The following is a 22,032-nucleotide window of genomic DNA, read 5'->3' as shown; positions in this document are numbered from 1 at the left end:
TTTGATTTGTTTGAAATGCAAAAATATATGTACAAAGATAATGCTTCGTTTGATAAATGCAATAGGTTTTTTTCACTAAATCATAAATAAACGTTTAATTATCAGGTGAAAACCTTTGCTTCCCAATTAAAAGTTCGAAAAAAAGTATAAAATCAGATGCTAAACTGTAAAATGGGTATTGAAAAGTGGCAGGTTTATTTTTTTCATAAAAGAAATGTCCTACCCAGGCAAATCCATAACCAATCACAGGAATCAGAAATAGAATCCATGCATTAGCTGTAAATATTGCTATAAAAAGGGTTAAAAAGACCAGTGCAGTACCTATAAAATGTAGTTTTCTACAGGTTGGATTTTGATGTTCACTGAGGTAATAGGGATAAAATTCTTTCAGGGATTTAATACGTTCTGTTGCCATTTATCTTTTGGGTTGATTGTTGATATGTTCAAGATAAGCTTTCCCGACTAGATTTACAGATTTTTCTAATTTTTTCTGTTGTTCTTTTGGATTAGAGGTTTCGGTTACTGCCGTAATACGAATCACGAGTTTCTCTTGCTTTGGATCAATGAAATCGACGATAAACTGGAACAGTTCATAATTTTTGGTAGTCACTGGATTCATGCGATTATTCCACATGGGGTCAAACATCCAAGGATCCCAAACCCGCATACCCCACATGGGCATGATTGGATAATTGTATGTGTCTTTTTGTCTAGGGTCTTGGTTAGAGGTGTAGCGAATGACCACATCGGGGTTGGTTTGATCATATACCATTCCTTGTTCTTCAAGAAAGTTTTGGAGACCACTTGAAGCAATAGCGTCTAAGAAGTTATCCTGAAATCCTGCAATTTTTGCTTCTTGGTTTACGATCACAAATGTTTGGTACAGTGGGATAGGCCTAACTTCCATCTTTTCTTTAAAGATATCAATTGAGCTGCATGCACCTAAGAATAGTGTGAGAATGAGTAGTTTTTTCATTTTTATGTAAGTTTTCTAGAAGTCAAACCCTGAACAAGTATGGTGTGAATTGCATTCATACCAATGTTCCCTTTTCTTGTGAAGAATGGAGCGTTCTTAGCTCATTGGCCTTCGAAGCTCGTTTATACTAACGTAATTATTGAAAATAGATCGATTGTAGGTCTACAAAAATCAAACCTGTGCTTCAATAATTTTCATAAATTTTGAGGATTTTTATAAATCATCTAATACTTTTAGATCTTCATCTAATTTAACGTTTTAAATTTTGTCAAAATGAGAAAAATGACATTCATTATTTTATGCGTATTCTTCGTAGGAGGTCTACAAGCCCAAGAGGATGCAGGAGTTTCAGAAGCTAGAGACACTACGTATTGGGATTCAGAATTCAGTGTTGGTTTTAACTTTAATCAGGCATCTTTTAGCGGCAATTGGAAAGCAGGAGGGGTCAATTCTATTGCATTTGGTTCCATAGCTACAGGGAAAGCAAATTATGCGAAGGATAAGTTTTCATGGGATAATCAACTGGAATTAATCTATGGGGTAGTGAAAAATGAAGGACAAGATTTTAGAAAGTCAAATGACCGTATCTTCTTCGATTCCAAAGTAGGGTATAAAATCAATGAGAAATGGGCATATTTTTCCTCTGTTAATTTTATTACTCAGTTTACAGATGGGTTTGATTTTTCAGGCCCTGAAAATCGATTGATATCAGGGTTTTTTGCGCCAGCATTTCTTACGACTGGTTTTGGTTTGGAATATAAGCCGAATAAAGATTTCGCCCTGCGATTAGCACCAGTTTCGCCAAGATTTACCTTTGTCAGCAATCCTGATATCATCACAAATGTTCCTGAAAATTATGGAGTTCCTGCAGGTCAGACCGTTAGAACTGAGTGGCTTGCATTTCAATTATTTGCTACATACAATAAAAAGATTTCCGAAAATTTGACTATCAATTCACGGTACCAATTATTTGCCAATTATGAGACATTAGCATTTAATACTATTGATCATCGATTGGACTTTACCGTGATAGCAAAAATTACTAAATATGTGGATGTTACCTTTACAAGTATTAATGTCTATGATATTGATATGGATCCTGGAATTCAATTTTCGCAAGCGCTAGCAATGGGTATTTTATACAAAGTCAGTAATAAAAAATAGGTTTGTAAATTAGATTTTACCAAATTATTTTGATTTTTATAAATATGTATTATTTTTGTTTCAATTGTGGTAGTTAAATAATAGTTGGTTTAGTTTTCATATAAAGGGCAGGGGAGTTTCTCCTGCTTTTTTATTGGCTTTGAATTAAAAAAGGCAGCCTTTTCAAAGCTGCCGGAATAGTGCAATTAAACTTGGTGTACTTTTATTTTTTTACTCGTATGCTGATTACAGGAAGTTCTGTCATGGCAATTAGGTTTTCTGTAATGCTAGGAGAGAAATATTGCATTAAATCGGATTTGCCATACGTGATGGCGGCGATACCGTCTCCTTTGATTTTTGTAGCATACTGAATGATTCCCCGCTCTTCCTTAAAGGCATCATAAATTTCAATTTCATGGTTGTAGGTTCCAAACTCTTCAAGATACGACTTACCTATATTGTATATATCGTCTGTTTCTAGGAAGTAAGTTGGGGTATTCACAAACAAGATTTTTAATTTCGCCTTCAATGCTTCTGCTAAGCGTTCAGTAGCTTGAAAACTTTTTCCTGTCTCTTCCTTGAAGTTTGTAGCAAACACGATCGTTTCAAGATCCGTTTTAGGGTTGTTTTCTTTGACGATGATTACAGGCACCTCAGAGCGACGAATCATAGAGTAAGTATTTGTGCCTAAAATATGCTCTTTGAAGCCATATTGGCCATGAGAGCCCATAATTACAAGATCTACATTTTCAGACTTAACATAGTGATGGATTTTTTCGTTTCCATCATAAAACACGAGTAATTTCTTGGCAGTTAATCCTTCTTTTTCAGCTTTTTTAACGAGCTCACTAAGTTCTGTTTTTGCCTTTGCGATGCGCTCTTTGGTTTCTGGGAATAATTCTTCTTGATCTTTTCTCAACTTACTCCAATCTACTGGAGTGATTACGATATGAAGAAATAACAACTCACTTTGAAGCTTTTTGCCTATGGCAAATGCATAGTCCACTGCCGCATTTGCGCAAGTGGAAAAGTCGGTAGGGACGAGTATTTTTTTCATGGCTCTTGTGGGTTTAATTCTTAGTATTTTAAAGTTACCCTTTAATTTAGCCATTTAAGCTGTCCAGAGTCATCTCTTAACCTGAATAAAATCATAAAAAAACCCTGCTTGTATCTACAAGCAGGGAATGTAATAATTTGTACACCCGGAAGGATTCGAACCCTCAACCCTCGGAGCCGAAATCCGATATTCTATCCAGTTGAACTACGGGTGCAACAAAATCTTAGGCAGAAATAGCTGCTCTCACTTTTTCAGCAGCTTCTTTGAGCGTAATTGCGGAAGCAACTTTCAAGCCTGACTCATCAATGATTCGAGCTCCTTCTTCTGCATTTGTACCTTGAAGACGAACGATGATAGGGACTTGAATATCTCCAATTGACTTATATGCTTCTACTACACCGTTAGCAATTCTGTCACATCTCACTATACCACCGAAGACATTGATCAAGATAGCCTTTACATTAGGATCTTGTAAAATAATTCTAAATCCAGCTTCAACTGTGGTAGCATTGGCACCACCTCCCACATCTAAGAAGTTGGCAGGCTCACCACCGGATAATTTAATCATATCCATAGTAGCCATAGCTAGACCGGCACCATTTACCATACAGCCCACATTACCATCCAATTTTACATAATTCAAGCCTGATTTACCAGCCTCTACTTCCAAGGGATCTTCTTCAGCTAAATCTCTAAGATCTGCTAAATCTTTATGTCTGTAAAGTGCATTGTCATCTATGTTTACTTTAGCATCTACAGCTAAAATTTTGTCATCGGATGTCTTTAATACAGGGTTTATCTCAAATTGGGAAGAATCAGACCCAACATAGGCATTGTAAAGGGATGTAATAAATTTCACCATCTCTTTGAATGCATTGCCTTCAAGACCAAGTTTGAAAGCAATTTTTCTTGTTTGGAAACCTTGAAGACCTAATTTAGGGTCAATCCACTCCTTGATGATTTTCTCAGGATGGTTTTCCGCTACTTCTTCGATGTCCATTCCACCTTCAGTGGAAGCCATGATCACATTACAACCTTTGGCTCTGTCCAATAAGATAGACAAATAATATTCTTTAGGCTCAGATGCTCCTGGATAATATACATCCTCAGCAACCAAAATTTTATTTACTTTTTTACCTTCTTCACCAGTTTGGATAGTTACCAAGGTTCCTCCAAGGATGTCGGCAGCTTTTGTAGAAACATCTTCCAACTTCTTCGCCAATACCACACCATTTGATCCAGTTTCCTTTACTTTACCTTTACCTCTACCACCTGCGTGGATTTGAGCTTTGATTACGTACCAGGAAGTTCCCGTTTCTGCATTAAGCTTCTTTGCTGCTTCTAAGGCTGCTTCTGGCGTATCTGCAACGATACCTTCCTGAATTTTAACCCCATAGCTTTTCAAAAGTTCTTTTGCTTGATATTCGTGTATATTCATCCTTGTAAATTTTTGCCCGAAGTTAAGCGCTCTCAACCGATTTTTCAAACAACTGTATGCTCTTTTTAGGAAAAATATGCCAATTTTGACAATAAATACATCAGTGGTGATTTGTTGCAGAGTGAACAAAGAATATTTATGTTAGAAGCAAAAGGAATTCAGAAAAAATACGGAGAAGTCCATGTGCTTAAGGGCGTGGATGTTAGCATTAGTGCGGGAGAAGTTGTATCTATTGTAGGAGCCTCAGGAGCAGGTAAGAGTACGCTTTTGCATATTTTGGGAACCTTGGATCATGCGGATGCAGGTGATGTTTGGTTGGATGGCAAGACCATTTCCAGTCTTAAGGGAGATCAACTCGCAGACTTCAGAAATGAACATATCGGATTTATTTTTCAATTCCATAACCTACTTCCTGAATTTACTGCTGAGGAAAATATTTGGATCCCAGGATTAATTGCAGGTAAGAAGCTTTCGGATATTCAAAAGCGGGCCAATGAATTGGGTTCCTTACTAGGTCTTTCTTCTAGACTTTCACACAAGCCATCTGAATTGTCAGGGGGAGAACAGCAACGGGTCGCGGTAGCCCGGGCATTGGTAAACAATCCTAAAGTAGTCTTTGCTGATGAGCCGAGCGGTAATTTAGATACCAAAAATGCACAAGCCTTGCACGAACTTTTTTTTACCTTGAGAGAAGAATCTGGCCAAAGTTTTGTAATTGTGACTCACAATCAGGAATTGGCAAAAATGGCAGATCGTACACTTACGATGAAAGACGGCAATATTCTTTCTTTTTTAAATAGGCATTGATCCAAAAATTTTCACTCACGATCCGACGAACTATTCTGATTGAAATTTCCTTTGTTTGGTAATCATCCATATTAATCCGTTTTGGGCAATAAGAGTATTTTACACATGCTACTGGCAGGCTTCTTTTTTGCCTTGATGAATGTATCTGTCAAGATGATTCCTCATATACCTGCTATTGAGATTATTTTATTTAGGTCGGTTTTTAGTTTTTTCTTCACCTATGCCGTCTTAAAAAAAAGTACAGTTCCTATTTTGGGAACCAATAAAAAACTTCTGATTGCTCGTGGAGTGGTTGGTTCTATTGGTTTGATTGCATTTTTTTATACCCTGCAAGCTATTCCCTTGGCAAGTGCAGTAACGATCAATTATTTAGCACCCATTTTCACTAGTATTTTAGGGATCTTTATTGTCAAAGAAAAAGTTGCGGTACGTCAGTTTTTTTATTTTGGAATTTCTTTTTTGGGTGTGTTAGTTATTCAGGGGTTTGATCCCAGAATTTCTTTAATGGATCTTTCTATTGGCTTGATTGCTTCTCTTTCGATGGGGCTTGCTTATAATATAATTCGGAAGCTAAAAAATAGTGAACACCCTTTGGTCATAATGATTTACTTTCCCATGATTACTATTCCGATTGCTTCGTTGTTGACGTATTGGGTTTGGGTGCAACCACGAGGTTGGGATTGGCTATTTTTATTATTGGTAGGGATATTGACGCAGGCAGCCCAGTATTTTATGACCATCGCTTATCAAAATGCTGAAGTTGCCAAGATTTCAAGCTTAAGCTATGTTGGAATCATCTATGCTTTGGGTTTTGGCTATTTTATATTTGGAGAATCGTATGACTTCGTTACATTTTTAGGGATTATTATTGTTTTGGCAGGTGTTTTGTTAAATGCTATCAAAAGAAATTAATGATTGTGGACCAGCGATTGATAATATTAAGTGTGTGTAAAGGTTACATTTAAGCAGTCTGTTTCGACTAACCAAAAAACATTAGCAATGAAAAATTTTAGACTTTTTCTATTCCTTAGTATACTATTTTCTGTAGCATGTAATACTGATTATCAGGATGATGATATAAATCCTGCGGGAGGTGAAAGTGCGCCATTTGCCTGCTCTCTTTTTAGTTACAGTGATACTCTTTTTTACATTAATGATGCTGCTGAGAATCTGATTAGGCCTGTAAATCAACTTACGGGTAAGTTTGAATCTTTTCCGGAAGGTTTGTTTTTAGATTCCTTGTCTGGTGAGATAGATATTAATAAAAGTGAAACAGGCCTAAAATATAGGGTTACCTTTTTTCCAGCATCAGACTCATCATCTTCTTGCGAATTTGAGTTAACCTTAGCAGGTATAAATTATTTGGATAGGCTCTATATCATTGACCAAGAAGATTTTAAAGCAAAGCCAGTATTTAACGGGATTGCATCCGCTTTAAACCCTTGTGATGATGACGAGGATGATGACGATGACGATGACGATGATGATGATGACGATGACGATGATGATTCGTGTAAATTTGATGAAAAAGGGCCTGACAATCAGCAATTATCAGATATAGGAATAGAAGTTGACTCCTCAACGGGTATCATTGATTTGAAAAAAACGGTCGAAAATAATGCATTTGGTTTAAATCCAGTTAATGGGTCCAACTTAGATGCTCGATTATATTACAGATTACAGGATAACAGCTTAGGAGCATTGAATCGCATTGATCTCAAAATTTTCTATTTCAATACCTTGCAAGATGTACCACAAAGTCTTATTGATGAGTTGGAAGCAAAGCAAAGATCAATTTTGGGAAACCCACAAACTAAGGCTTTTTCCAATGCCAGAATTGCAACTATTAATCCTAATGTAAAGCCAAGGCCTCCGTATTTGATTATTGTTGCCAGGTTAGAATAAATTAGGTAATATTACCTTTTAGACTAATTTGGCATTCTGATAGTGAATAGGTGGTTTCTGTTATTTCTTTTCATTGCTCTTCAAGATTTTCCTAAGGTTAATTTGGAGGTACTCATGCAAAAGTACACCCAAGCATGCGAGCTTTATGATTCAGAAATGCCGACGGATTATTCAGATAGTTTGTCTTTGGCACTTTTTAGAGAAGTTTTATTTTCTAAAGAAATACAAAAGCTGGCACCTGAGACACAACTGGATATATATGAGAAAAGTGGGAATCTTTCACTAATTCAAGGAGAGCTCCAGAATGCTGTGTTTTACTACAGAGAAGGATTAAAACTTCGTGAAAACAACACAATAACAGATACTCTTTTTTTTGGATCAAACCTTTTCTTAGGGGAAACATATTACCTACAAAGCAGAGCTGATAGCAGCATATATTTTTTAGAGGAAGCAGAGGCACTTCTCAAAAATAAACAATCCAGTGAAGAAAGCGCTCGATTATTCAATTCCTTGGGAATAATTTATTTTGAATCGGGGAACTACACTCAATCGATCAATTTTTTTAACAAAGCAAAAAATCTCTTGGTTAGCGATAGGTCTTTGGATCAACTGGATCCGTATTATCAATATGCAGTTTTTAGTTTTCTTAATAATATTGGAAGTGCCTTATTGCAGCTCAATGAATTAGATAGCGCATTGAGTATTTATGCAACATTAGAGGCCTTGAAACTTGATCAGGATCAAATTCATACTCAGTTTGCAAGTATATATTTAGCTAAAAATTTACCTGATTCAGCATTGTCACATTTAATTAAGGTCAAGTCTGAGGATTATTTGCAATCTATTCCCTATCAGAATCAACTAGCAGAAACTTATTGGCTTCAAGGTAACCAAGAAATAGCTAAAAATACACTTCATGAATTGGTTAAAAATGAAATCTCCAGCGATTCTTCCGAGAAGGATTTTCGATTAGGAAAATCATATCTATTGTTAGGAAGAATTCTTTTTGAAGAGGGTAATTATGAAAGTGCTTTAGTTAATTTTCATCAATCGATTATGCAGTTAGATGGCTTTTTTGAAAATGATGATGTCTATGCTAATCCAACAGATTATTCGTTGGGATTTGCTACTTTTTTATTGATTGAGAGTATGGTTGAAAAAGCCAAATCCTTTATTAAGCTTTATGAAAAGACTGGTAAACAGAAATTTTTAACCTCTGGGATACAAACGTTTCGATCTGCATTTGATATGGTTTATTACGTTACTAATCATTACGACAATGAGGAAGCCCGTATTTTTTTGGGAGATTTTGTTTTAAATACTTTTCAAGATGCAGTCTCCTTAGCATTGCGTGAGTATCAAAATACAGGTGATGATATTTATTTATTTACAGCTTTTGAGTGGGCAGAAAGAAGTAAATCTACGGGCTTATATACTGGTAGAAAAGAAAAAAAACTTAAGAAAATTGGAGGTATTTCTGAAGATAAGCTTCAAAAAGAAAGGGATATTCAATTCGCTATTTCCAGAATACAACAATCCCTTCTTATTGAGAAAAATCAATTGCTAATTCAAGAACTTCAAAATTCACTTACTGATAAGCGATTAGAACTTTCTCGGTTGCATAACGAGTTTAATGATATACCTGCATATGTTGCTGAGAAGTTGAGGGTCAATACGCTGGACATTCCTAAAATTCAAAACGAAATATTGGATAAAAATAGTTTAGTCGTCTCGTTATTTGAAACCAAGTCAAGTTTAATCCTATTTTTTTTAGATAATCGAAGTCTAACAGCTCGAATTATTGGATTGGATTCTAGTTTAGAAGATGACATCAATGAAATGAAAAAGAGGTTGATTAATTATCAACTTGGACAAAACTATAGTAAGGGGGAGCAAGGTGCATTATTGTTCGAGAAAATTTTCGGGGAAAGTAGTGGTTTTCTTGAGCCATTCGAAAACCTTCTTTTTATTCCGCATGGAACGCTCGTGGATTTTCCATTCGAAATTTTGGAAAAAATGCCTGGCCGGTTTCTTTTAGAAGACCATTCGATTACTTATCAGTATTCGCTTTCATTACTTGGAAAGTCTTCTTCAAAACCATTAAAAAAAACAAAAAAATTTGGATTCGCACCTTTTTTCGGACATTACTGGAAAGATCATGAAATTGAGCTGGAAGAACTGTCTTTTTCAAACGAAGAAGTGGGAGTTTTTCAAGGAAATAAATTTTTGGGATCAACTTCAACAAAAAGTAAGTTACTGGAAGTATTGCCTTTTGCAGATTATCTTCAGCTTTCTACTCACGCTAATCCAGATCCTGAAAACCCTGATTTGGCATTTATTGCATTTTATCCAGGAACTATCGAAAGCCGATTATATACCAATGAAATTGTAAACTTGGATTTGAATCATACATCTCTTGTATTTTTGAGTGCTTGCGAAACTAACTTTGGAGCTACTAGTAGGAGTGAGGGAGTATTGGGAATATCTCGTGCTTTTATGCTAGCGGGTTGTCAAAATATTATTTCCACTCTTTGGAAAGCTGAAGATAAGGCAACAGCTTATCTTACCCTTGAATTCTACAAAAATCTGGAAAAAGGAAGTTCTTATGCTCAATCCCTTCGAAAAGCAAAATTGAAATTGTTAGATGATCCAAAAATGATTCAATATCATCATCCAATCTATTGGTCTCATTTAGTTTTAGTTGGAGACGTAGGGTCGTCTAAAAACAGTTTCTTTGGTACTATTTATTTTTATATTTCGATGACGCTACTTGGGCTTATAGGTTGGTGGATATATAAAAAAGGCAGGTAGCTTCGAGTAAAATAATTATATAATTATGTAAACGAAATACCTGCCTTTATTTTCAAAAAGAAAACTTACTTTTTAATTTATCTCCACTTCAATTTCTGAAGAAGCTTTAATGTTTGATTTAATTTTGCTGTAAATCGAGCTATTATTATCTCTATTGATCAGAATAACACCGTTAGTTTGCTCAGCGTTAGTCATTTCGATACTTGACACATTTCTTAACCAATTTAATGCATTTAATTCAAATAAAGCTAGTGGATTATTGATCCTATCAATTCTAAAGTATCGGTCGTCTTCAGCTTCAATCTCTACTTCAAAATCTATTTCATCACCGAAAAACTCAAACTGAAAAGGAATAGAAGCGCCATCATTAGTTGTAAATGTTCCTTCAAAGTAAATGGATGGTTCATTTTTATAATCAATCAGATCAAGTTCAAGTTCAATTTCTTTGTACTCACCTTCCGGGATATTGATAAAGAAATCTACTGATTTGTCAAATTCATTAAAGGTTACTTTTTTAATTTCATTGAATTCGAATTCAATTTCTTTTTCAAAGCTTCCCTGCTCATTTCTGCCATCAAGCTCTAATTCAATTTCTTTTATTTGGATAAATCCATTTTCGATGGAAAGATTACTATTTTCCATTCTTGCACTGTTGCTGGTAGTGGAATTGTTTTTAAGCACTAAGGCAATACCTATTCTCCCTTCTCCTTGTCCAATTGCGGGGATATCATCCTCTGAGTTGCAAGAGGAAAAAGAAACGATCGCTGCAATTGCTAAAGCTGGTAGTGAATTGATGTAATTTTTCATAATAATAATTTATGTAGTTTAATAATTGGTCGTAGTCAGTAAGGAATATGTAACCTCCTTTTTCAATTTTTTTTAATTTTTGTGTTTTATTTTAAAGATTGAGAATCTCAACTGATCGATCTTGCTAAAGCTTTTATGAAAACTATGGCTCTTGTTATCCATCATTTTTTTAAAGTAATATTCGGATTCATTTATATGCCCTAAATTCAACAAACTCCAAAAAAGATAATAGTCTACCTCATCAGCAAATAGCTGCTCTTTAATTGATTTTTGTTTATTTATTAAATCCAACTTTTTCAAATATTGTGCCGATTTGTCAAATTTTCTAAGTTCAATAGCAGCAAGGCTAGCTAAAAAAAGGACTTCTCTATTTTCATATGACTCTCCAAGTGAAGCAAGTACTTTTTCAAAATCTTTGTTTTTATACAGTTCATGCAGATTATCTTGTGTATTTTCTGCCGATCGCATGGTAGGTAATTCATATCTCATATAGTTTTTGTCAAAAAATGTCTCTACCTGTGTATTTATCCAGAAACTACTGGTTACAATTAAGAATGTAAGAGAAGCAGCGATACTTATCCACCAATTTTTGATTGTAACTTCTTTGGTTGGTTTTATTGAATGAGCCTTTTTATGCTTCTGATGAATCTTGGCTACCATTTCTCTTTGACCGTGAAGTTTAATACTTTCTCTGATCATTTTTTGGATTCCTAGTAGTTCGCGCAATTCTGAATCTTCCTGAAGTTTTTTCTCAAAATGCATTTTATCCTCTTGATGGAGAGCTCCATCCAAATAATCATCAATTAATCCAATGTATTTTTCATTTAACATATTGCAAGGCATTTTTTATAGTAGTGTATACTTTCGGGTCAGAATGGATTTTTTCAATCAAACCTTTCAAACATTTATGTTTTTTATTTCTTAAAACTTGTTCATTGCTAAAGTTTTGTAGTTTTAAAATCTCTTTCATACTTAAATTTTCGTAGTAAAAATTGTAAAGAATTTGTTTGCATTTTTCTCCTAACTCAGAAAAGAGATCTAGAATTAAATGATGGCTTTCATTCTGAACAATCGTCAATGTAACGTCCACCTCTAAATCATCCATTTGTTTTGAATATACTTCTTGTCTGGCTGCCATACTTTTTCTTTTTCTCAATTCTGTAATCCATAGATTTTTGGTAATGGAATAAAGATAAGATTTGATAGCAGCTTCCTGCCTAAATTTATCTGATTCTACCATTTTGATAAAAACCAAAAAGCTTTCTTGGATGATATCAGCAGCATCATCTTCATTACCACTATTGCGAAGCACATAATTTTCTAAGTATTTGTAGTGTTGAGTATACAAATATTGAATAGCTTCATTTATTCCGATAGTGGAACGAATGGCATTTACTAATTCTTCGGTAGAATATCCAGAATGCTTTTTCATTATTCTCTGCTCATTAGTCGTTTTTCATATATCATATGTAACAGTATTTGCTGAATTATTTTTTATATCAAAGAGTTTTTGGGGTAAAATTCGAAAATTATTCGATAAAGGGTTATCACTCTGTTTGGATATAGTTTTATTTGTAAGATAATTTTTAAGCCAATTACTAAACTATGAAAATAACCAAAGATCTGTATCAAGGTTCCTTGGCATTGCTGACCGATTTTTACCAGATTACCATGGCCTATGCTTATTGGAAGTCTGGTAAAGCCAATGATATCGCTACTTTTAATCTATTTTTTAGAAAAAATCCTTTTCAAAGTGGGTTTACCATCGCGGCAGGACTTGATTATGTAATAGATTTTTGTAGAAATTTTCATTTTGATGCCAGTGATCTACAATACTTAGCGGATATGAAAAATAACGATGGTTCGCCAACGTTTGAAACTGCCTTTATTCATTATTTAGAAAAAATGAAATTTTCCTGTGATGTAGAAGCAGTAGAGGAGGGAACTGTTGTTTTTCCGCATATGCCTATTGTGAAGGTTACAGGTCCATTAGTTCAATGTCAATTATTGGAAACGCCACTTTTAAATATCATCAATTTCCAAACACTGATCGCAACAAAGGCAGCGCGCATCTGCATAGCAGCCAAAGGCGATCCTGTTCTTGAATTTGGCTTAAGAAGAGCTCAAGGTATAGATGGGGCCTTAGCGGCTTCTCGAGCTTCTTACATCGGTGGCTGTACATCTACAAGCAATGTAATGGCCGGTAAGTTGTTTGGGATTCCAGTTTCAGGTACCCATGCACACAGCTGGATCATGTCTTTTGATTCGGAAGTGGAAGCATTTAAAGCCTATGCCACAGCTTTTCCTGATAAATGCATTTTCTTAGTAGATACCTATGATACAATCCAAGGTGTCAAAAATGCTATAGAGGTAGGCTATTGGATGCGGGAGCAGGGCAATGAGATGTTAGGGGTCCGGATAGACTCTGGCGATTTGGCATATTACAGTACCATCGCTCGAAAAATGTTAGATGAAGCAGGTTTTCCAGGTGCCAAAATAGTAGCAAGCAACGATTTGGATGAACATATCATCACATCGCTTAAGATTCAGGAGGCATCGATCAATGTTTGGGGCGTTGGCACCAAGCTCGTGACTGCCTACGATCAACCAGCGCTGGGGGCTGTGTATAAACTCGCAGCTATTCAGAATGAATTAGGAGAATGGATCCCAAAAATCAAGGTCTCGCAACAAAGTATCAAAATCAATATTCCTGGAAGACAAGAAGTAATTCGGTTTGTTAAAGACGGAAAGGCCATTGCCGATATGATTTGTTTGGAAGAAGACTTAGCGACAAAGTCAGATTACCTAATCATTGACCCAACCGACTCCACCAAGCGAAAAAAAATAAAATCGTCTAACTTAGAGCTTATACCTTTATTAAAACCAATTTTTATCCAAGGAGAAAAAGTATATAAGATACCTACGATTCAAGCTATTCGTGCCAATGCCCAAGATAATCTTCAGATGTTCGATAAAGCACATAAGCGTTTGATCAACCCGCATATTTATCCGGTAGGATTAGAAGAGAATTTATTTGAAATACGGACCAACTTGGTTCTTAAAATGAAGAATTATGAAGGAGCATAAACTCGTTGTTTTTGCAATCAAAGATTATGAATACCTCTTGGAAGAAATTCTGCGTTACTCTGATTTTGAAAAAGGGGAACTGGAAGTGAAGATATTTCCAGATGGTGAGCGCTATCAACGAATCCTTACATTTGTCAATGGTAGGGACGTAGCGCTTGTTGGAGGAACCATTTCTGATACCGATACTTTAGAAATGTATGATTTGGCCTACGCCCTCATCAAATACGGTGCTCGTTCCATCCGATTGGTTTTCCCTTATTTTGGGTACTCAACAATGGAAAGGGCAGTAAAACCTGGGGAGGTTGTCACAGCTAAATCCAGGGCAGTCATGTTTTCATCTTTGCCTCGTACGAGCTTGGGTAATCACTTTTATTTTTTTGATCTTCACTCGGAGGGTATCCCTCATTATTTTGAAGGACAAGCATTGATTTCTCATATTTATTGTAAACCCATCATTATTGAGGCTGCGAATAATTTGGCAGATGAGGGTTTTGTAATGGCCTGTACGGATGCAGGCCGTGCAAAATGGGTCGAATCCTTGGCCAATGAGATGGGAGTAAATGCCGCATTCGTATTCAAACGTCGAGTATCAGGCGTGAAAACAGAAGTCACCAGTATCTCGGCGGATGTTCAGGATAAAGATGTAGTCATCTATGATGATATGGTCAGAACGGGTGGATCCCTGATCAATGCTGCCAAAGCTTATAAAGCTGCCGGTGCAAAAAAAATTTATACGATTACTACCCACGGGCTATTTACGAATAACGCCATTGATAAAATCAAATCATCGGGTGTCATCGAAAAAGTGATCACGACCAATTCGCATCCAAATTCAACCCGGTTAGACCAAGATTTTGTTGAAGTAAAAAGTATTGCACACATCATCGTAAACCAACTATCCGAATGAAAGCTTTAGTAATTGTAGATGTTCAAAACGATTTTATCCCCGGAGGAGCTTTGGCTGTACAAGAGGGAAATACAATTGTTCCTTTGATTAATGAGCTTCAATCTAAGTTTGAATTTATTGTAGCCACGCAGGATTGGCATCCCGCTGACCATGGAAGTTTTGCTGCTAATCATGAAGGGAAACAAGTAGGGGAGTTTGTGAATTTGAATGGAGTTCAACAAATCTTATGGCCCGTACATTGTGTACAGGGGACAGCAGGCGCTGCTTTTCATCCAGCATTAGAAACAAAACTATGGAAAGCCATTTTCCAAAAAGGAACCAACTCATTAGTTGATTCATATAGCGGATTTTTTGATAATAATAGACAGGGAGATACTGGGCTTGCTTTTTATTTAAAGGAAGCGGGAATTTCTGAACTTTTTGTTTGTGGGTTAGCGACTGATTATTGTGTGAAATTCACTGTTTTGGATGGCTTAGCAGAAGGTTTTAAGGTACACTTAATTGCAGATGCGACTCGCGCAGTCAATTTGCAAGTGAATGATTTCGACTTAGCTCTTGAAGAAATGAAGGCAGCAGGGGCCACTATCGTAGAAACGAAAGAGCTAAGATCTCTTTAGATGTTACTAACAAAAAAAACCGAGTTGAGGGAGCTAGTAACGACTTCCTCGACTCGGTATTTTAACGTGTTTTCATGAAGCAGCGATTGATTAACAACCGAAGCGCACTATTTTCAGAACACTAATTCCCATATAATTGCTTTCCTACTTCTTCATACTTATCTCCAGCTACCCAACGTGGGCGTTGGTTCCAATTGGCGATGTTTTCTGCAGCTAGTATGTAGGACTTCCAATATGCTACTGCATAATCTAAATCGAAATTGTCGACTTGGTCAGCAGCTTGGTGGTAGTACTTGTTGATTTCATCGTCAAATGCACGGAAACCCAGGCTAAAGGTTGGAGCAGGGATCCCTTTTCTGGCAAAATTCACATTATCAGAGCGGTCGTATAATCCTTGCTCTGGGGATGGATCCGCAATCGCCTCTTTTCCAAAAGCTTTTGCTGCTTCCTCCAGTAAAAAGTCTGCACTCGTTCTTCCTAAACCTATTACGGTGAAAATCGAGGTGTCATTGTATCCTCCATTGTCAATATTCAGGTTATAAATAATTTGCTTTAAAGGAATCAATGGATTTTCTGCAAAGTATTCACTGCCGAGCAACCCTTTTTCTTCTGCTGTCCAAGCACACAATAAGATGGAACGCTTAGGAGGATTTTCTGCAAAATATCGAGCGGCATTGATAACGGCTACCGTACCGACGGCATTATCTCTTGCACCATTGTAGATGGAATCACCTTCGGCATTTGGTCTACCTACACCTATATGGTCATAATGTGCAGATAGCATCAAATACTCATTTTTTAAAATAGGATCTGTACCTTCAATTACAGCCACGACATTTTTACCTACGATGGCTTTATTGATTTTTCCTTCGATTTGAAAATCCGCACTGGTCAGTTGGCGATTGCCAATGGCATTGATAGTCTCGTTGTTCAAATCTTTAATCCAAATGTAGGGAATGCTTTGGCCTCCGCCTGTTTTATCAACGGTCAACTGCGGGCTGTTAAGAAAATTAGCCACAAATGGCCATGGCACAGTCGGAACATTGTAAACTTCCACCAAACCGATAGCGCCTTTGGATTGTGCCAGCGCTAACTTTTGTCTTCCAGCAGCAAATAACCCACGGGGAGAAAGATTGCCTGGACCACCTACATTGCAAACCACAACTTTGCCGCTAACATCCTTCCCTTCAAAATCAGCTTCTAGCCCATAGCCTGCTACTACTAATTCATAGGATCCAGCTAAAGATGGCCCGTCTAGAACCAACATTTCATCACCTTGGCTGAAAGTCTTGCTTCCAAAAGCAACTTCTCCTTTGGTAGGAGGGGAAGAAAGTCTGAATGGAATGTGTTGGTAATACCCATTGGCATTGGATAATTCTTTAGCCCCGTATTTCCAGAATTGTTCGGCAATGTAACGTGCGGCAGCATCTATCTCTGGGCGAATCGGGTCTCTGCCCATCAGTTCGTCCGAAGCTAGGTATCGAAAATGAGAAAGGGCTTCCCGTTCGTGGAAGTTACGTTCTATGGCTTCTTTTCCTCCCTGACCCAAGCAAGCCATACTTGCTGCTGTCATAAGAAAGCCGATGATAAGAGTTTGTTTCTTCATAGGATTGTGTATTGACGGTGGAAGATAACGTTTATCCTAAAAAAATGCAGATAAAAACTACTTTTTAGGGAAATTACCCCTTCCAAAGGTGAATTGTTAAGGGATAACAGGTAGTGATTTTGCATCAAATTTTTCTGGCTTCCATGAAAAGTTAACTTTCAGCAGCATATTAATAAATACCTCTGATAATTCTGCTTGGATAGTTATTTGCTGCCCGGTAAATGGATGAAGGAAAGACAGTTGCCAAGCATGTAAGAGTAAGTTATGGAGTCCCCATTCTTTTCGAAAAAAGTTATTTTGTGTATTATCCCCATGGGTTGTATCTCCAATAATATAATGGCGTCTGTGAGCCAAATGTCTACGAATCTGATGCATACGGCCCGTATGCGGGTGGCATAGCAGCAGGGCATATCTACTGGAAGGATACCTGCCAGTAGTGTCGTAAGGAATACTCGATTCCTCTAATACCCAATAGCTTGTCTGTGCTTCTTGCAATTCCCCATAAATTTTCTTCTTGAGTGCTTGGTCAATGATGCCCGTTTTTTCTTTGAAATGACCTCTTACCACGCAGAGATAGTGTTTTTGAACATCTGTGGATCGTAAGATAGGCTGCATTTTAGATGCTGCTTCACTTGATTTTGCAAATAGCAAGACTCCAGTAGTGGGCCTGTCAATTCGATGAATAGGGAATACCTTGACACCTGTTTGAGACTGAAGAATTTTGACTGCAATCAAATCTTCTTCCGCATCTGCAAGATGGGTTTTATGCACTAGAACACCAGCAGGTTTGTTGATGGCTATGAAAAAATCATCTTCAAAGATAATCTCTAGCTTAATCATGATCCTTCGGTTCTATTAAGTCCCAAAGGTTACCATAGAGGTCTTCAAAAACAGCAACTTTTCCATAGGGTTCTAAAACAGGACCTCTTACTATGGTAACTTGATACTCTTGAAGTCGGGCAAAATCCCGATCGAAGTTATCCGTATGTAAAAATAGAAAAACGCGTCCACCTGTTTGGTTTCCGATGCTTTGTACTTGGCGCTCGTTGGCTGCTTTCGCTAGAAGCAAGGCACACGAAGAGCCTATTGGTCTTACGACTACCCAACGTCTACTTGGAGATATGACGGTATCTTCTACTAATTCAAACCCTAAAATAGTGGTGTAATAGTGGATTGCTTCATCATAATCCCGGATCACAAGAGCGATTTGGAAAAGTGATTGTTTCATAAGTTTAGATTAGAAAATTGTTCCAGAGCCAATACTTTCCGTTCCCTCATACCATGCTACAAATTGTCCTGAGGCAATTCCTTTTTGTGGCTGATCAAAAATCACATAGAGTCCTTTTTCCCGCATCAATAAAGTGACACCAGTCAAAGGCTGACGGTAGCGGATTCTTCCCTGATATCGCTGATATTCTCCTACCTCTAGTTTCAAATCCTCCCGAATCCAATGTATATCTTCCTTCTTGACAAAGAGGCCAAGTCTGTTAAGACCAGGATGCTCTTCACCTAGTCCCGTATAAATTACATTCTCTTGAGTATCGGTTGCGATGACAAATAAAGGTTTCCCAGTTCCACCTACTTGAAGCCCTTTTCGTTGGCCAACAGTAAAATAGTGCGCACCATTATGTTCACCTACCTTTTTCCCCTCATGTGGGTGATAATGTATAGGTGTACACATAGCGTCTAATTCCGCATCATTAAGGGATGATAGATCGATGCCCTGGGGGACTTTCCATTGTTCATATGCTGGATAATTATCTGAAATGTTCAGAATATCCCCTTTTTTTGGTTTCAATTGTTGCTGCAAAAAGTCTGGTAAGCGCACTTTTCCAATGAAGCACAATCCCTGACTGTCTTTTTTCTCTGCTGTAATGAGTTCCTGCTCCTTGGCGATGGCACGAACTTCTGATTTTTGTAGGTGTCCGATGGGGAATAACGCTTTACTCAATTGTTGTTGGCTCAACTGACACAAGAAATAACTTTGATCCTTATTAGGGTCTGCACCGGCTAAGAGACTGTGTATGGTCTGACCGTCTTTTTCGAAGCTGTCTTTTTGGCAATAATGTCCTGTAGCCACATAGTCAGCATGGAGTTTTTCAGCCGCTTTGAGAAAAATATCAAACTTTATTTCCCTGTTACATAGTATATCCGGATTGGGTGTTCGTCCAGCTTCATACTCTGTAAACATGTATTCTACGATTCGTTCGCGATAATCTTCACTTAGGTCTATTGCTTGAAAGGGAATTCCCAACTTCTCCGCTACTAACATGGCATCTGTACTATCTTCCATCCATGGGCATTCATTGGAGATTGTGACACTTTCGTCATGCCAGTTTTTCATAAACATCCCGATGACTTCATACCCTTGCTCTTTCAATAAGTAAGCAGCTACTGAGGAGTCCACCCCTCCAGATAAACCTACCACAACTCTTTTTTTCTTTTCCATAAGAGAAATTGTTCATGGATTCAAGGTCCATGAGTTTTCATACATACTTGCTAACATTCTTCCCAAATGGGATAGTTCACAAAGCTAGAAATATTACATTAGATTTTAGAAGGCAGATTTTAGTTTGGAGTTGATGAAGGAAGAGGGGTGAGGTACAAAGGATGAAATATCGACAACCTTAATTATCGCATCAGCAAGTATTGCTTCTTGTCCCTAAACTCTCGCTTCTACTCTTTACTCCTGACATATATCAACTTATGCCTGCCTTTGCTTCCTTCTCGTTGTTCGATTTCAAAATACGGAAGTGAACTGATGAAAGGCGTTAGTTTTTGGTAACCAAAATTTCTGGAATCAAAGTTGGGTTGTTTTTTCTGAAGTAAATTACCCACATCTCCCATAAAGGCCCAGCCATCATCGTCTGCTAAATCTGAAATGGTATTATGGATTAGCCGAATGATTTTAGGTCCAGCTTTATCTACTTGTGGTTTTGGAGCATCTTTAGCTTTTCCTGGAGACGTATCTGGCTCTGCTTTTTGAAGAATTTCTACGTAAATAAATTTGTCACAGGCAACGATAAAAGGTTCAGGTGTTTTTTTCTCTCCCATACCGATAACCAACATACCTGCCTCCCGCAGTCTTGTTGCCAATCGAGTAAAATCACTATCACTTGAGACGATGCAAAATCCATTGACTTTTTGGGAATACAGGATGTCCATGGCATCAATAATCATGGCAGCATCGGTTGCATTTTTTCCAACAGTATAGCCGTATTGCTGAATAGGGGTGATGGCATTTTCCAGTAATATATTTTTCCATTTCCCTAACCGTGGGGTCGTCCAATCTCCATAAATCCGTTTGATGGTAGGGTTACCATACTTAGCAATTTCTTCCATCATTTCTTTGATGGGGTGTGAAGAAACATTGTCCGCATCTATCAAAACGGCTATTTTAATATCTTTTTCCATTATAAAAATTTACTTGTTGCTTTAAATATACGGCTATTTTTGTACCTGTGAGGATTTTATTTCATGCAGATAATGGATCTAAACGAGTAACTTTACTTTAAATACTGAGTATATGCAGCCAAAAAAAGAAAAAACCATCCTTTCCTATATCATGGCCGGATTAATGGCAGGACTGTTTAATGGATTGATCATAGGAGTTTATCAAGAAAGTTTGGTGATGTGGATTCTCCTAGGACTAGGTATTGGAAGTAGCATGGGCACGTTGGTAGGTTGGTGGAAACTCAAAAAATAAAAATCTCCACTGTATAGAGCCTTTTTTCCATCATTTTTGTAAGTTGCAATATAAAATTTTAGCAAAATGAAGAAGCTTTTAGTAGTTACGGGAGGTGGAGATTGTCCCGGATTGAATGCGGTGATACGCGGAATTGCCAAAAGAGCAAGGAAAGAAAAAGGATGGGAATTGTATGGAAGTAAAGAGGGATTTGTGGGGATATGGAGCGATCCCACAGATTTGATTAAATTGACTAAAAGCAAGACAGCTGGTATTCATGTCAAGGGTGGTACAATTTTAAAAACTACCAATCGAGCAGATCCTTTGCATTATCCTGTAAAGGATGAAAATGGGCAGATCATTTATGTTGATAAAACTAGAGAACTGGCAGAACGCATCAAGTCTTTGGGATTTGATGCCTTGATCAATATTGGTGGAGACGGATCTCAAAAAATATCCAAAGCATTATTTGACTATGGACTACCTGTTATTGGTGTTCCGAAAACCATTGATAATGACCTATCTGCTACTGATATGACCTTTGGGTTTCAAACAGCTGTTCAGATAGCTACTGAAAGTTTTGACCGATTGGTGACAACTGCTGAAAGCCATTCTAGAGTAATGATTATGGAGGTGATGGGAAGAGATGCAGGATGGATTGCTTTGCACACAGCTATTGCGGGCGGAGCAGAAATATGTTTAATCCCTGAAATTCCTTACGATATTCATGAATTAGTGAAACGAATTAATTCCCGCTATGACAATGGCAGGGGATTTGTCAATATCGTGATTGCTGAAGGAGCAAAAGCACAAGAGGGAAGTATTGTATCAAGAGCAGGAGATGAAGGAAGCCGCCATGTGCGCTTAGGAGGAGTAGCATTTCAGCTAGCGCAGCAACTAAAAGACGTAGGAGTGACAGCAGATATCAGGGAAACTGTATTGGGACATACCCAACGAGGAGGAACGCCCGTTGCATTTGATCGAGTACTGGCTTCGGTCTTTGGAGTTAAGGCGTTTGAAATGGTTTTGGGGGGAGAATACGGGAAAATGGTTGCATTCAAGAATAACGATTTCATATCGGTACCTTTAGAGGATGCAACTCGGGACTACAATCATGTAGGTGCAGACAATTACCTTATTCAAGCCGCCAAGGGTTTGGGGATATCTTTTGGAGACTAAATAGAAA

22 protein-coding genes and 1 tRNA gene are annotated in these 22,032 nt (G+C 37.3%); 10 read left to right on the top strand and 13 right to left on the bottom strand.

Translation table 11 applies throughout. From position 1 onward, the window contains the following. Nucleotides 1-94: 94 nt before the first annotated feature. On the bottom strand, nt 95-415 hold the full coding sequence (locus IPZ59_RS16380; RefSeq protein WP_236137125.1) for a DUF962 domain-containing protein: 321 nt from the start codon (nt 413-415) through the stop codon (nt 95-97). Next, nucleotides 416-976 (bottom strand): DUF4136 domain-containing protein, encoded by a 561-nt coding sequence (locus tag IPZ59_RS16375; RefSeq protein ID WP_236137124.1) that lies wholly within the window; start codon nt 974-976, stop codon nt 416-418. Nucleotides 977-1,249: 273 nt separating this feature from the next. On the opposite strand from IPZ59_RS16375, the gene IPZ59_RS16370 reads away from it, so the two are divergent. Beyond that, entirely contained in the window at nt 1,250-2,140 is an 891-nt protein-coding gene (locus tag IPZ59_RS16370; RefSeq protein WP_236137123.1) for a DUF3078 domain-containing protein, read from the top strand. 202 nt (nt 2,141-2,342) lie between these two features. Here IPZ59_RS16370 and IPZ59_RS16365 read toward each other — a convergent pair whose 3' ends face one another. From IPZ59_RS16365 to sucC, 3 genes are all read right to left on the bottom strand, one after another. After that, entirely contained in the window at nt 2,343-3,176 is an 834-nt protein-coding gene (locus IPZ59_RS16365) for a universal stress protein (RefSeq protein WP_236137122.1), read from the bottom strand. Between the two features lie 140 nt (nt 3,177-3,316). Beyond that, nucleotides 3,317-3,390 (bottom strand) — tRNA-Arg (locus IPZ59_RS16360). Between the two features lie 9 nt (nt 3,391-3,399). Beyond that, entirely contained in the window at nt 3,400-4,614 is a 1,215-nt protein-coding gene (gene sucC / locus IPZ59_RS16355; RefSeq protein WP_236137121.1) for an ADP-forming succinate--CoA ligase subunit beta, read from the bottom strand. A 138-nt stretch (nt 4,615-4,752) separates the two neighbouring features. On the opposite strand from sucC, the gene IPZ59_RS16350 reads away from it, so the two are divergent. From IPZ59_RS16350 to IPZ59_RS16335, 4 genes are all read left to right on the top strand, one after another. Next, nucleotides 4,753-5,421, top strand: coding sequence for an ABC transporter ATP-binding protein (locus IPZ59_RS16350; protein ID WP_236137120.1), 669 nt, complete (start codon nt 4,753-4,755; stop codon nt 5,419-5,421). Nucleotides 5,422-5,526: 105 nt separating this feature from the next. Further along, a complete protein-coding gene (locus IPZ59_RS16345; protein ID WP_236139823.1) occupies nt 5,527-6,333 on the top strand; it encodes a DMT family transporter in 807 nt (268 codons plus the stop codon). 87 nt (nt 6,334-6,420) lie between these two features. Then, complete coding sequence (locus tag IPZ59_RS16340; RefSeq protein ID WP_236137119.1) at nt 6,421-7,326, top strand: hypothetical protein; 906 nt, start codon at nt 6,421-6,423, stop codon at nt 7,324-7,326. Between the two features lie 669 nt (nt 7,327-7,995). Then, complete coding sequence (locus tag IPZ59_RS16335) at nt 7,996-10,137, top strand: CHAT domain-containing protein (protein ID WP_236137118.1); 2,142 nt, start codon at nt 7,996-7,998, stop codon at nt 10,135-10,137. 72 nt (nt 10,138-10,209) lie between these two features. Here IPZ59_RS16335 and IPZ59_RS16330 read toward each other — a convergent pair whose 3' ends face one another. The 3 genes from IPZ59_RS16330 to IPZ59_RS16320 form a co-directional block, all read right to left on the bottom strand. Next, on the bottom strand, nt 10,210-10,944 hold the full coding sequence (locus IPZ59_RS16330; RefSeq protein WP_236137117.1) for a hypothetical protein: 735 nt from the start codon (nt 10,942-10,944) through the stop codon (nt 10,210-10,212). Between the two features lie 72 nt (nt 10,945-11,016). Next, on the bottom strand, nt 11,017-11,775 hold the full coding sequence (locus tag IPZ59_RS16325; RefSeq protein WP_236137116.1) for an anti-sigma factor: 759 nt from the start codon (nt 11,773-11,775) through the stop codon (nt 11,017-11,019). Next, nucleotides 11,765-12,376, bottom strand: coding sequence for an RNA polymerase sigma factor (locus IPZ59_RS16320; RefSeq protein ID WP_236137115.1), 612 nt, complete (start codon nt 12,374-12,376; stop codon nt 11,765-11,767). The genes IPZ59_RS16325 and IPZ59_RS16320 overlap by 11 nt, the downstream gene beginning before the upstream one ends. Before the next feature lie 173 nt (nt 12,377-12,549). Between IPZ59_RS16320 and IPZ59_RS16315 the strand changes: the two genes are divergently transcribed. Genes IPZ59_RS16315 through pncA form a run of 3 tightly spaced genes read left to right on the top strand, consistent with a single transcriptional unit; the run spans nt 12,550 to nt 15,555 of the window. Beyond that, nucleotides 12,550-14,031: a nicotinate phosphoribosyltransferase gene (locus IPZ59_RS16315; protein ID WP_236137114.1), complete on the top strand. Its 1,482-nt coding sequence runs from the start codon at nt 12,550-12,552 to the stop codon at nt 14,029-14,031. After that, complete coding sequence (prs, locus tag IPZ59_RS16310) at nt 14,018-14,938, top strand: ribose-phosphate diphosphokinase (protein ID WP_236137113.1); 921 nt, start codon at nt 14,018-14,020, stop codon at nt 14,936-14,938. The genes IPZ59_RS16315 and prs overlap by 14 nt, the downstream gene beginning before the upstream one ends. Beyond that, nucleotides 14,935-15,555 carry a bifunctional nicotinamidase/pyrazinamidase gene (gene pncA, locus IPZ59_RS16305; protein ID WP_236137112.1) on the top strand — a complete coding sequence of 207 codons (621 nt, stop codon included), beginning with the start codon at nt 14,935-14,937 and terminating at the stop codon, nt 15,553-15,555. The genes prs and pncA overlap by 4 nt, the downstream gene beginning before the upstream one ends. Before the next feature lie 121 nt (nt 15,556-15,676). On the opposite strand, the gene IPZ59_RS16300 is transcribed toward pncA, so the two are convergent. The 5 genes from IPZ59_RS16300 to IPZ59_RS16280 all read right to left on the bottom strand — a co-directional run bounded on the left by IPZ59_RS16300 (nt 15,677) and on the right by IPZ59_RS16280 (nt 20,575). Further along, on the bottom strand, nt 15,677-17,161 hold the full coding sequence (locus IPZ59_RS16300) for a M28 family peptidase (RefSeq protein WP_394800716.1): 1,485 nt from the start codon (nt 17,159-17,161) through the stop codon (nt 15,677-15,679). A 96-nt stretch (nt 17,162-17,257) separates the two neighbouring features. Beyond that, nucleotides 17,258-18,001: a pseudouridine synthase gene (locus IPZ59_RS16295; RefSeq protein ID WP_236137111.1), complete on the bottom strand. Its 744-nt coding sequence runs from the start codon at nt 17,999-18,001 to the stop codon at nt 17,258-17,260. Beyond that, nucleotides 17,994-18,389 (bottom strand): VOC family protein, encoded by a 396-nt coding sequence (locus tag IPZ59_RS16290; protein ID WP_236137110.1) that lies wholly within the window; start codon nt 18,387-18,389, stop codon nt 17,994-17,996. Before IPZ59_RS16290 ends, IPZ59_RS16295 begins: the two co-directional genes overlap by 8 nt. 9 nt (nt 18,390-18,398) lie before the next feature. Further along, on the bottom strand, nt 18,399-19,610 hold the full coding sequence (gene mnmA, locus IPZ59_RS16285; RefSeq protein ID WP_236137109.1) for a tRNA 2-thiouridine(34) synthase MnmA: 1,212 nt from the start codon (nt 19,608-19,610) through the stop codon (nt 18,399-18,401). A 227-nt stretch (nt 19,611-19,837) separates the two neighbouring features. Further along, nucleotides 19,838-20,575: an NYN domain-containing protein gene (locus IPZ59_RS16280; RefSeq protein ID WP_236137108.1), complete on the bottom strand. Its 738-nt coding sequence runs from the start codon at nt 20,573-20,575 to the stop codon at nt 19,838-19,840. Nucleotides 20,576-20,687: 112 nt separating this feature from the next. Between IPZ59_RS16280 and IPZ59_RS16275 the strand changes: the two genes are divergently transcribed. After that, nucleotides 20,688-20,867: a hypothetical protein gene (locus tag IPZ59_RS16275; RefSeq protein WP_236137107.1), complete on the top strand. Its 180-nt coding sequence runs from the start codon at nt 20,688-20,690 to the stop codon at nt 20,865-20,867. 66 nt (nt 20,868-20,933) lie between these two features. After that, nucleotides 20,934-22,025, top strand: coding sequence for a 6-phosphofructokinase (locus tag IPZ59_RS16270; RefSeq protein WP_236137106.1), 1,092 nt, complete (start codon nt 20,934-20,936; stop codon nt 22,023-22,025). The last annotated feature ends 7 nt before the right edge of the window (nt 22,026-22,032 follow it).

The sequence above is a fragment of the Mongoliitalea daihaiensis genome (genome assembly GCF_021596945.1).
Taxonomy (GTDB): domain Bacteria; phylum Bacteroidota; class Bacteroidia; order Cytophagales; family Cyclobacteriaceae; genus Mongoliitalea; species Mongoliitalea daihaiensis.
This window is presented reverse-complemented; position numbering and strand designations above follow the sequence as displayed.

What these genes read in the sequence shown, in the direction of transcription:
- prs (WP_236137113.1), top strand. Translation starts at nt 14,018, where the DNA reads ATGAAGGAGCATAAACTCGTTGTTTTTGCAATCAAAGATTATGAATAC.
- IPZ59_RS16375 (WP_236137124.1), bottom strand. Translation starts at nt 976, where the DNA reads ATGAAAAAACTACTCATTCTCACACTATTCTTAGGTGCATGCAGCTCA.
- IPZ59_RS16270 (WP_236137106.1), top strand. Translation starts at nt 20,934, where the DNA reads ATGAAGAAGCTTTTAGTAGTTACGGGAGGTGGAGATTGTCCCGGATTG.
- IPZ59_RS16320 (WP_236137115.1), bottom strand. Translation starts at nt 12,376, where the DNA reads ATGAAAAAGCATTCTGGATATTCTACCGAAGAATTAGTAAATGCCATT.
- IPZ59_RS16280 (WP_236137108.1), bottom strand. Translation starts at nt 20,575, where the DNA reads ATGGAAAAAGATATTAAAATAGCCGTTTTGATAGATGCGGACAATGTT.
- mnmA (WP_236137109.1), bottom strand. Translation starts at nt 19,610, where the DNA reads ATGGAAAAGAAAAAAAGAGTTGTGGTAGGTTTATCTGGAGGGGTGGAC.
- IPZ59_RS16380 (WP_236137125.1), bottom strand. Translation starts at nt 415, where the DNA reads ATGGCAACAGAACGTATTAAATCCCTGAAAGAATTTTATCCCTATTAC.
- IPZ59_RS16290 (WP_236137110.1), bottom strand. Translation starts at nt 18,389, where the DNA reads ATGAAACAATCACTTTTCCAAATCGCTCTTGTGATCCGGGATTATGAT.
- sucC (WP_236137121.1), bottom strand. Translation starts at nt 4,614, where the DNA reads ATGAATATACACGAATATCAAGCAAAAGAACTTTTGAAAAGCTATGGG.
- IPZ59_RS16340 (WP_236137119.1), top strand. Translation starts at nt 6,421, where the DNA reads ATGAAAAATTTTAGACTTTTTCTATTCCTTAGTATACTATTTTCTGTA.
- IPZ59_RS16325 (WP_236137116.1), bottom strand. Translation starts at nt 11,775, where the DNA reads ATGTTAAATGAAAAATACATTGGATTAATTGATGATTATTTGGATGGA.
- IPZ59_RS16295 (WP_236137111.1), bottom strand. Translation starts at nt 18,001, where the DNA reads ATGATTAAGCTAGAGATTATCTTTGAAGATGATTTTTTCATAGCCATC.
- IPZ59_RS16315 (WP_236137114.1), top strand. Translation starts at nt 12,550, where the DNA reads ATGAAAATAACCAAAGATCTGTATCAAGGTTCCTTGGCATTGCTGACC.
- IPZ59_RS16370 (WP_236137123.1), top strand. Translation starts at nt 1,250, where the DNA reads ATGAGAAAAATGACATTCATTATTTTATGCGTATTCTTCGTAGGAGGT.
- IPZ59_RS16300 (WP_394800716.1), bottom strand. Translation starts at nt 17,161, where the DNA reads ATGAAGAAACAAACTCTTATCATCGGCTTTCTTATGACAGCAGCAAGT.
- IPZ59_RS16365 (WP_236137122.1), bottom strand. Translation starts at nt 3,176, where the DNA reads ATGAAAAAAATACTCGTCCCTACCGACTTTTCCACTTGCGCAAATGCG.
- IPZ59_RS16275 (WP_236137107.1), top strand. Translation starts at nt 20,688, where the DNA reads ATGCAGCCAAAAAAAGAAAAAACCATCCTTTCCTATATCATGGCCGGA.
- IPZ59_RS16350 (WP_236137120.1), top strand. Translation starts at nt 4,753, where the DNA reads ATGTTAGAAGCAAAAGGAATTCAGAAAAAATACGGAGAAGTCCATGTG.
- IPZ59_RS16330 (WP_236137117.1), bottom strand. Translation starts at nt 10,944, where the DNA reads ATGAAAAATTACATCAATTCACTACCAGCTTTAGCAATTGCAGCGATC.
- IPZ59_RS16345 (WP_236139823.1), top strand. Translation starts at nt 5,527, where the DNA reads ATGCTACTGGCAGGCTTCTTTTTTGCCTTGATGAATGTATCTGTCAAG.
- pncA (WP_236137112.1), top strand. Translation starts at nt 14,935, where the DNA reads ATGAAAGCTTTAGTAATTGTAGATGTTCAAAACGATTTTATCCCCGGA.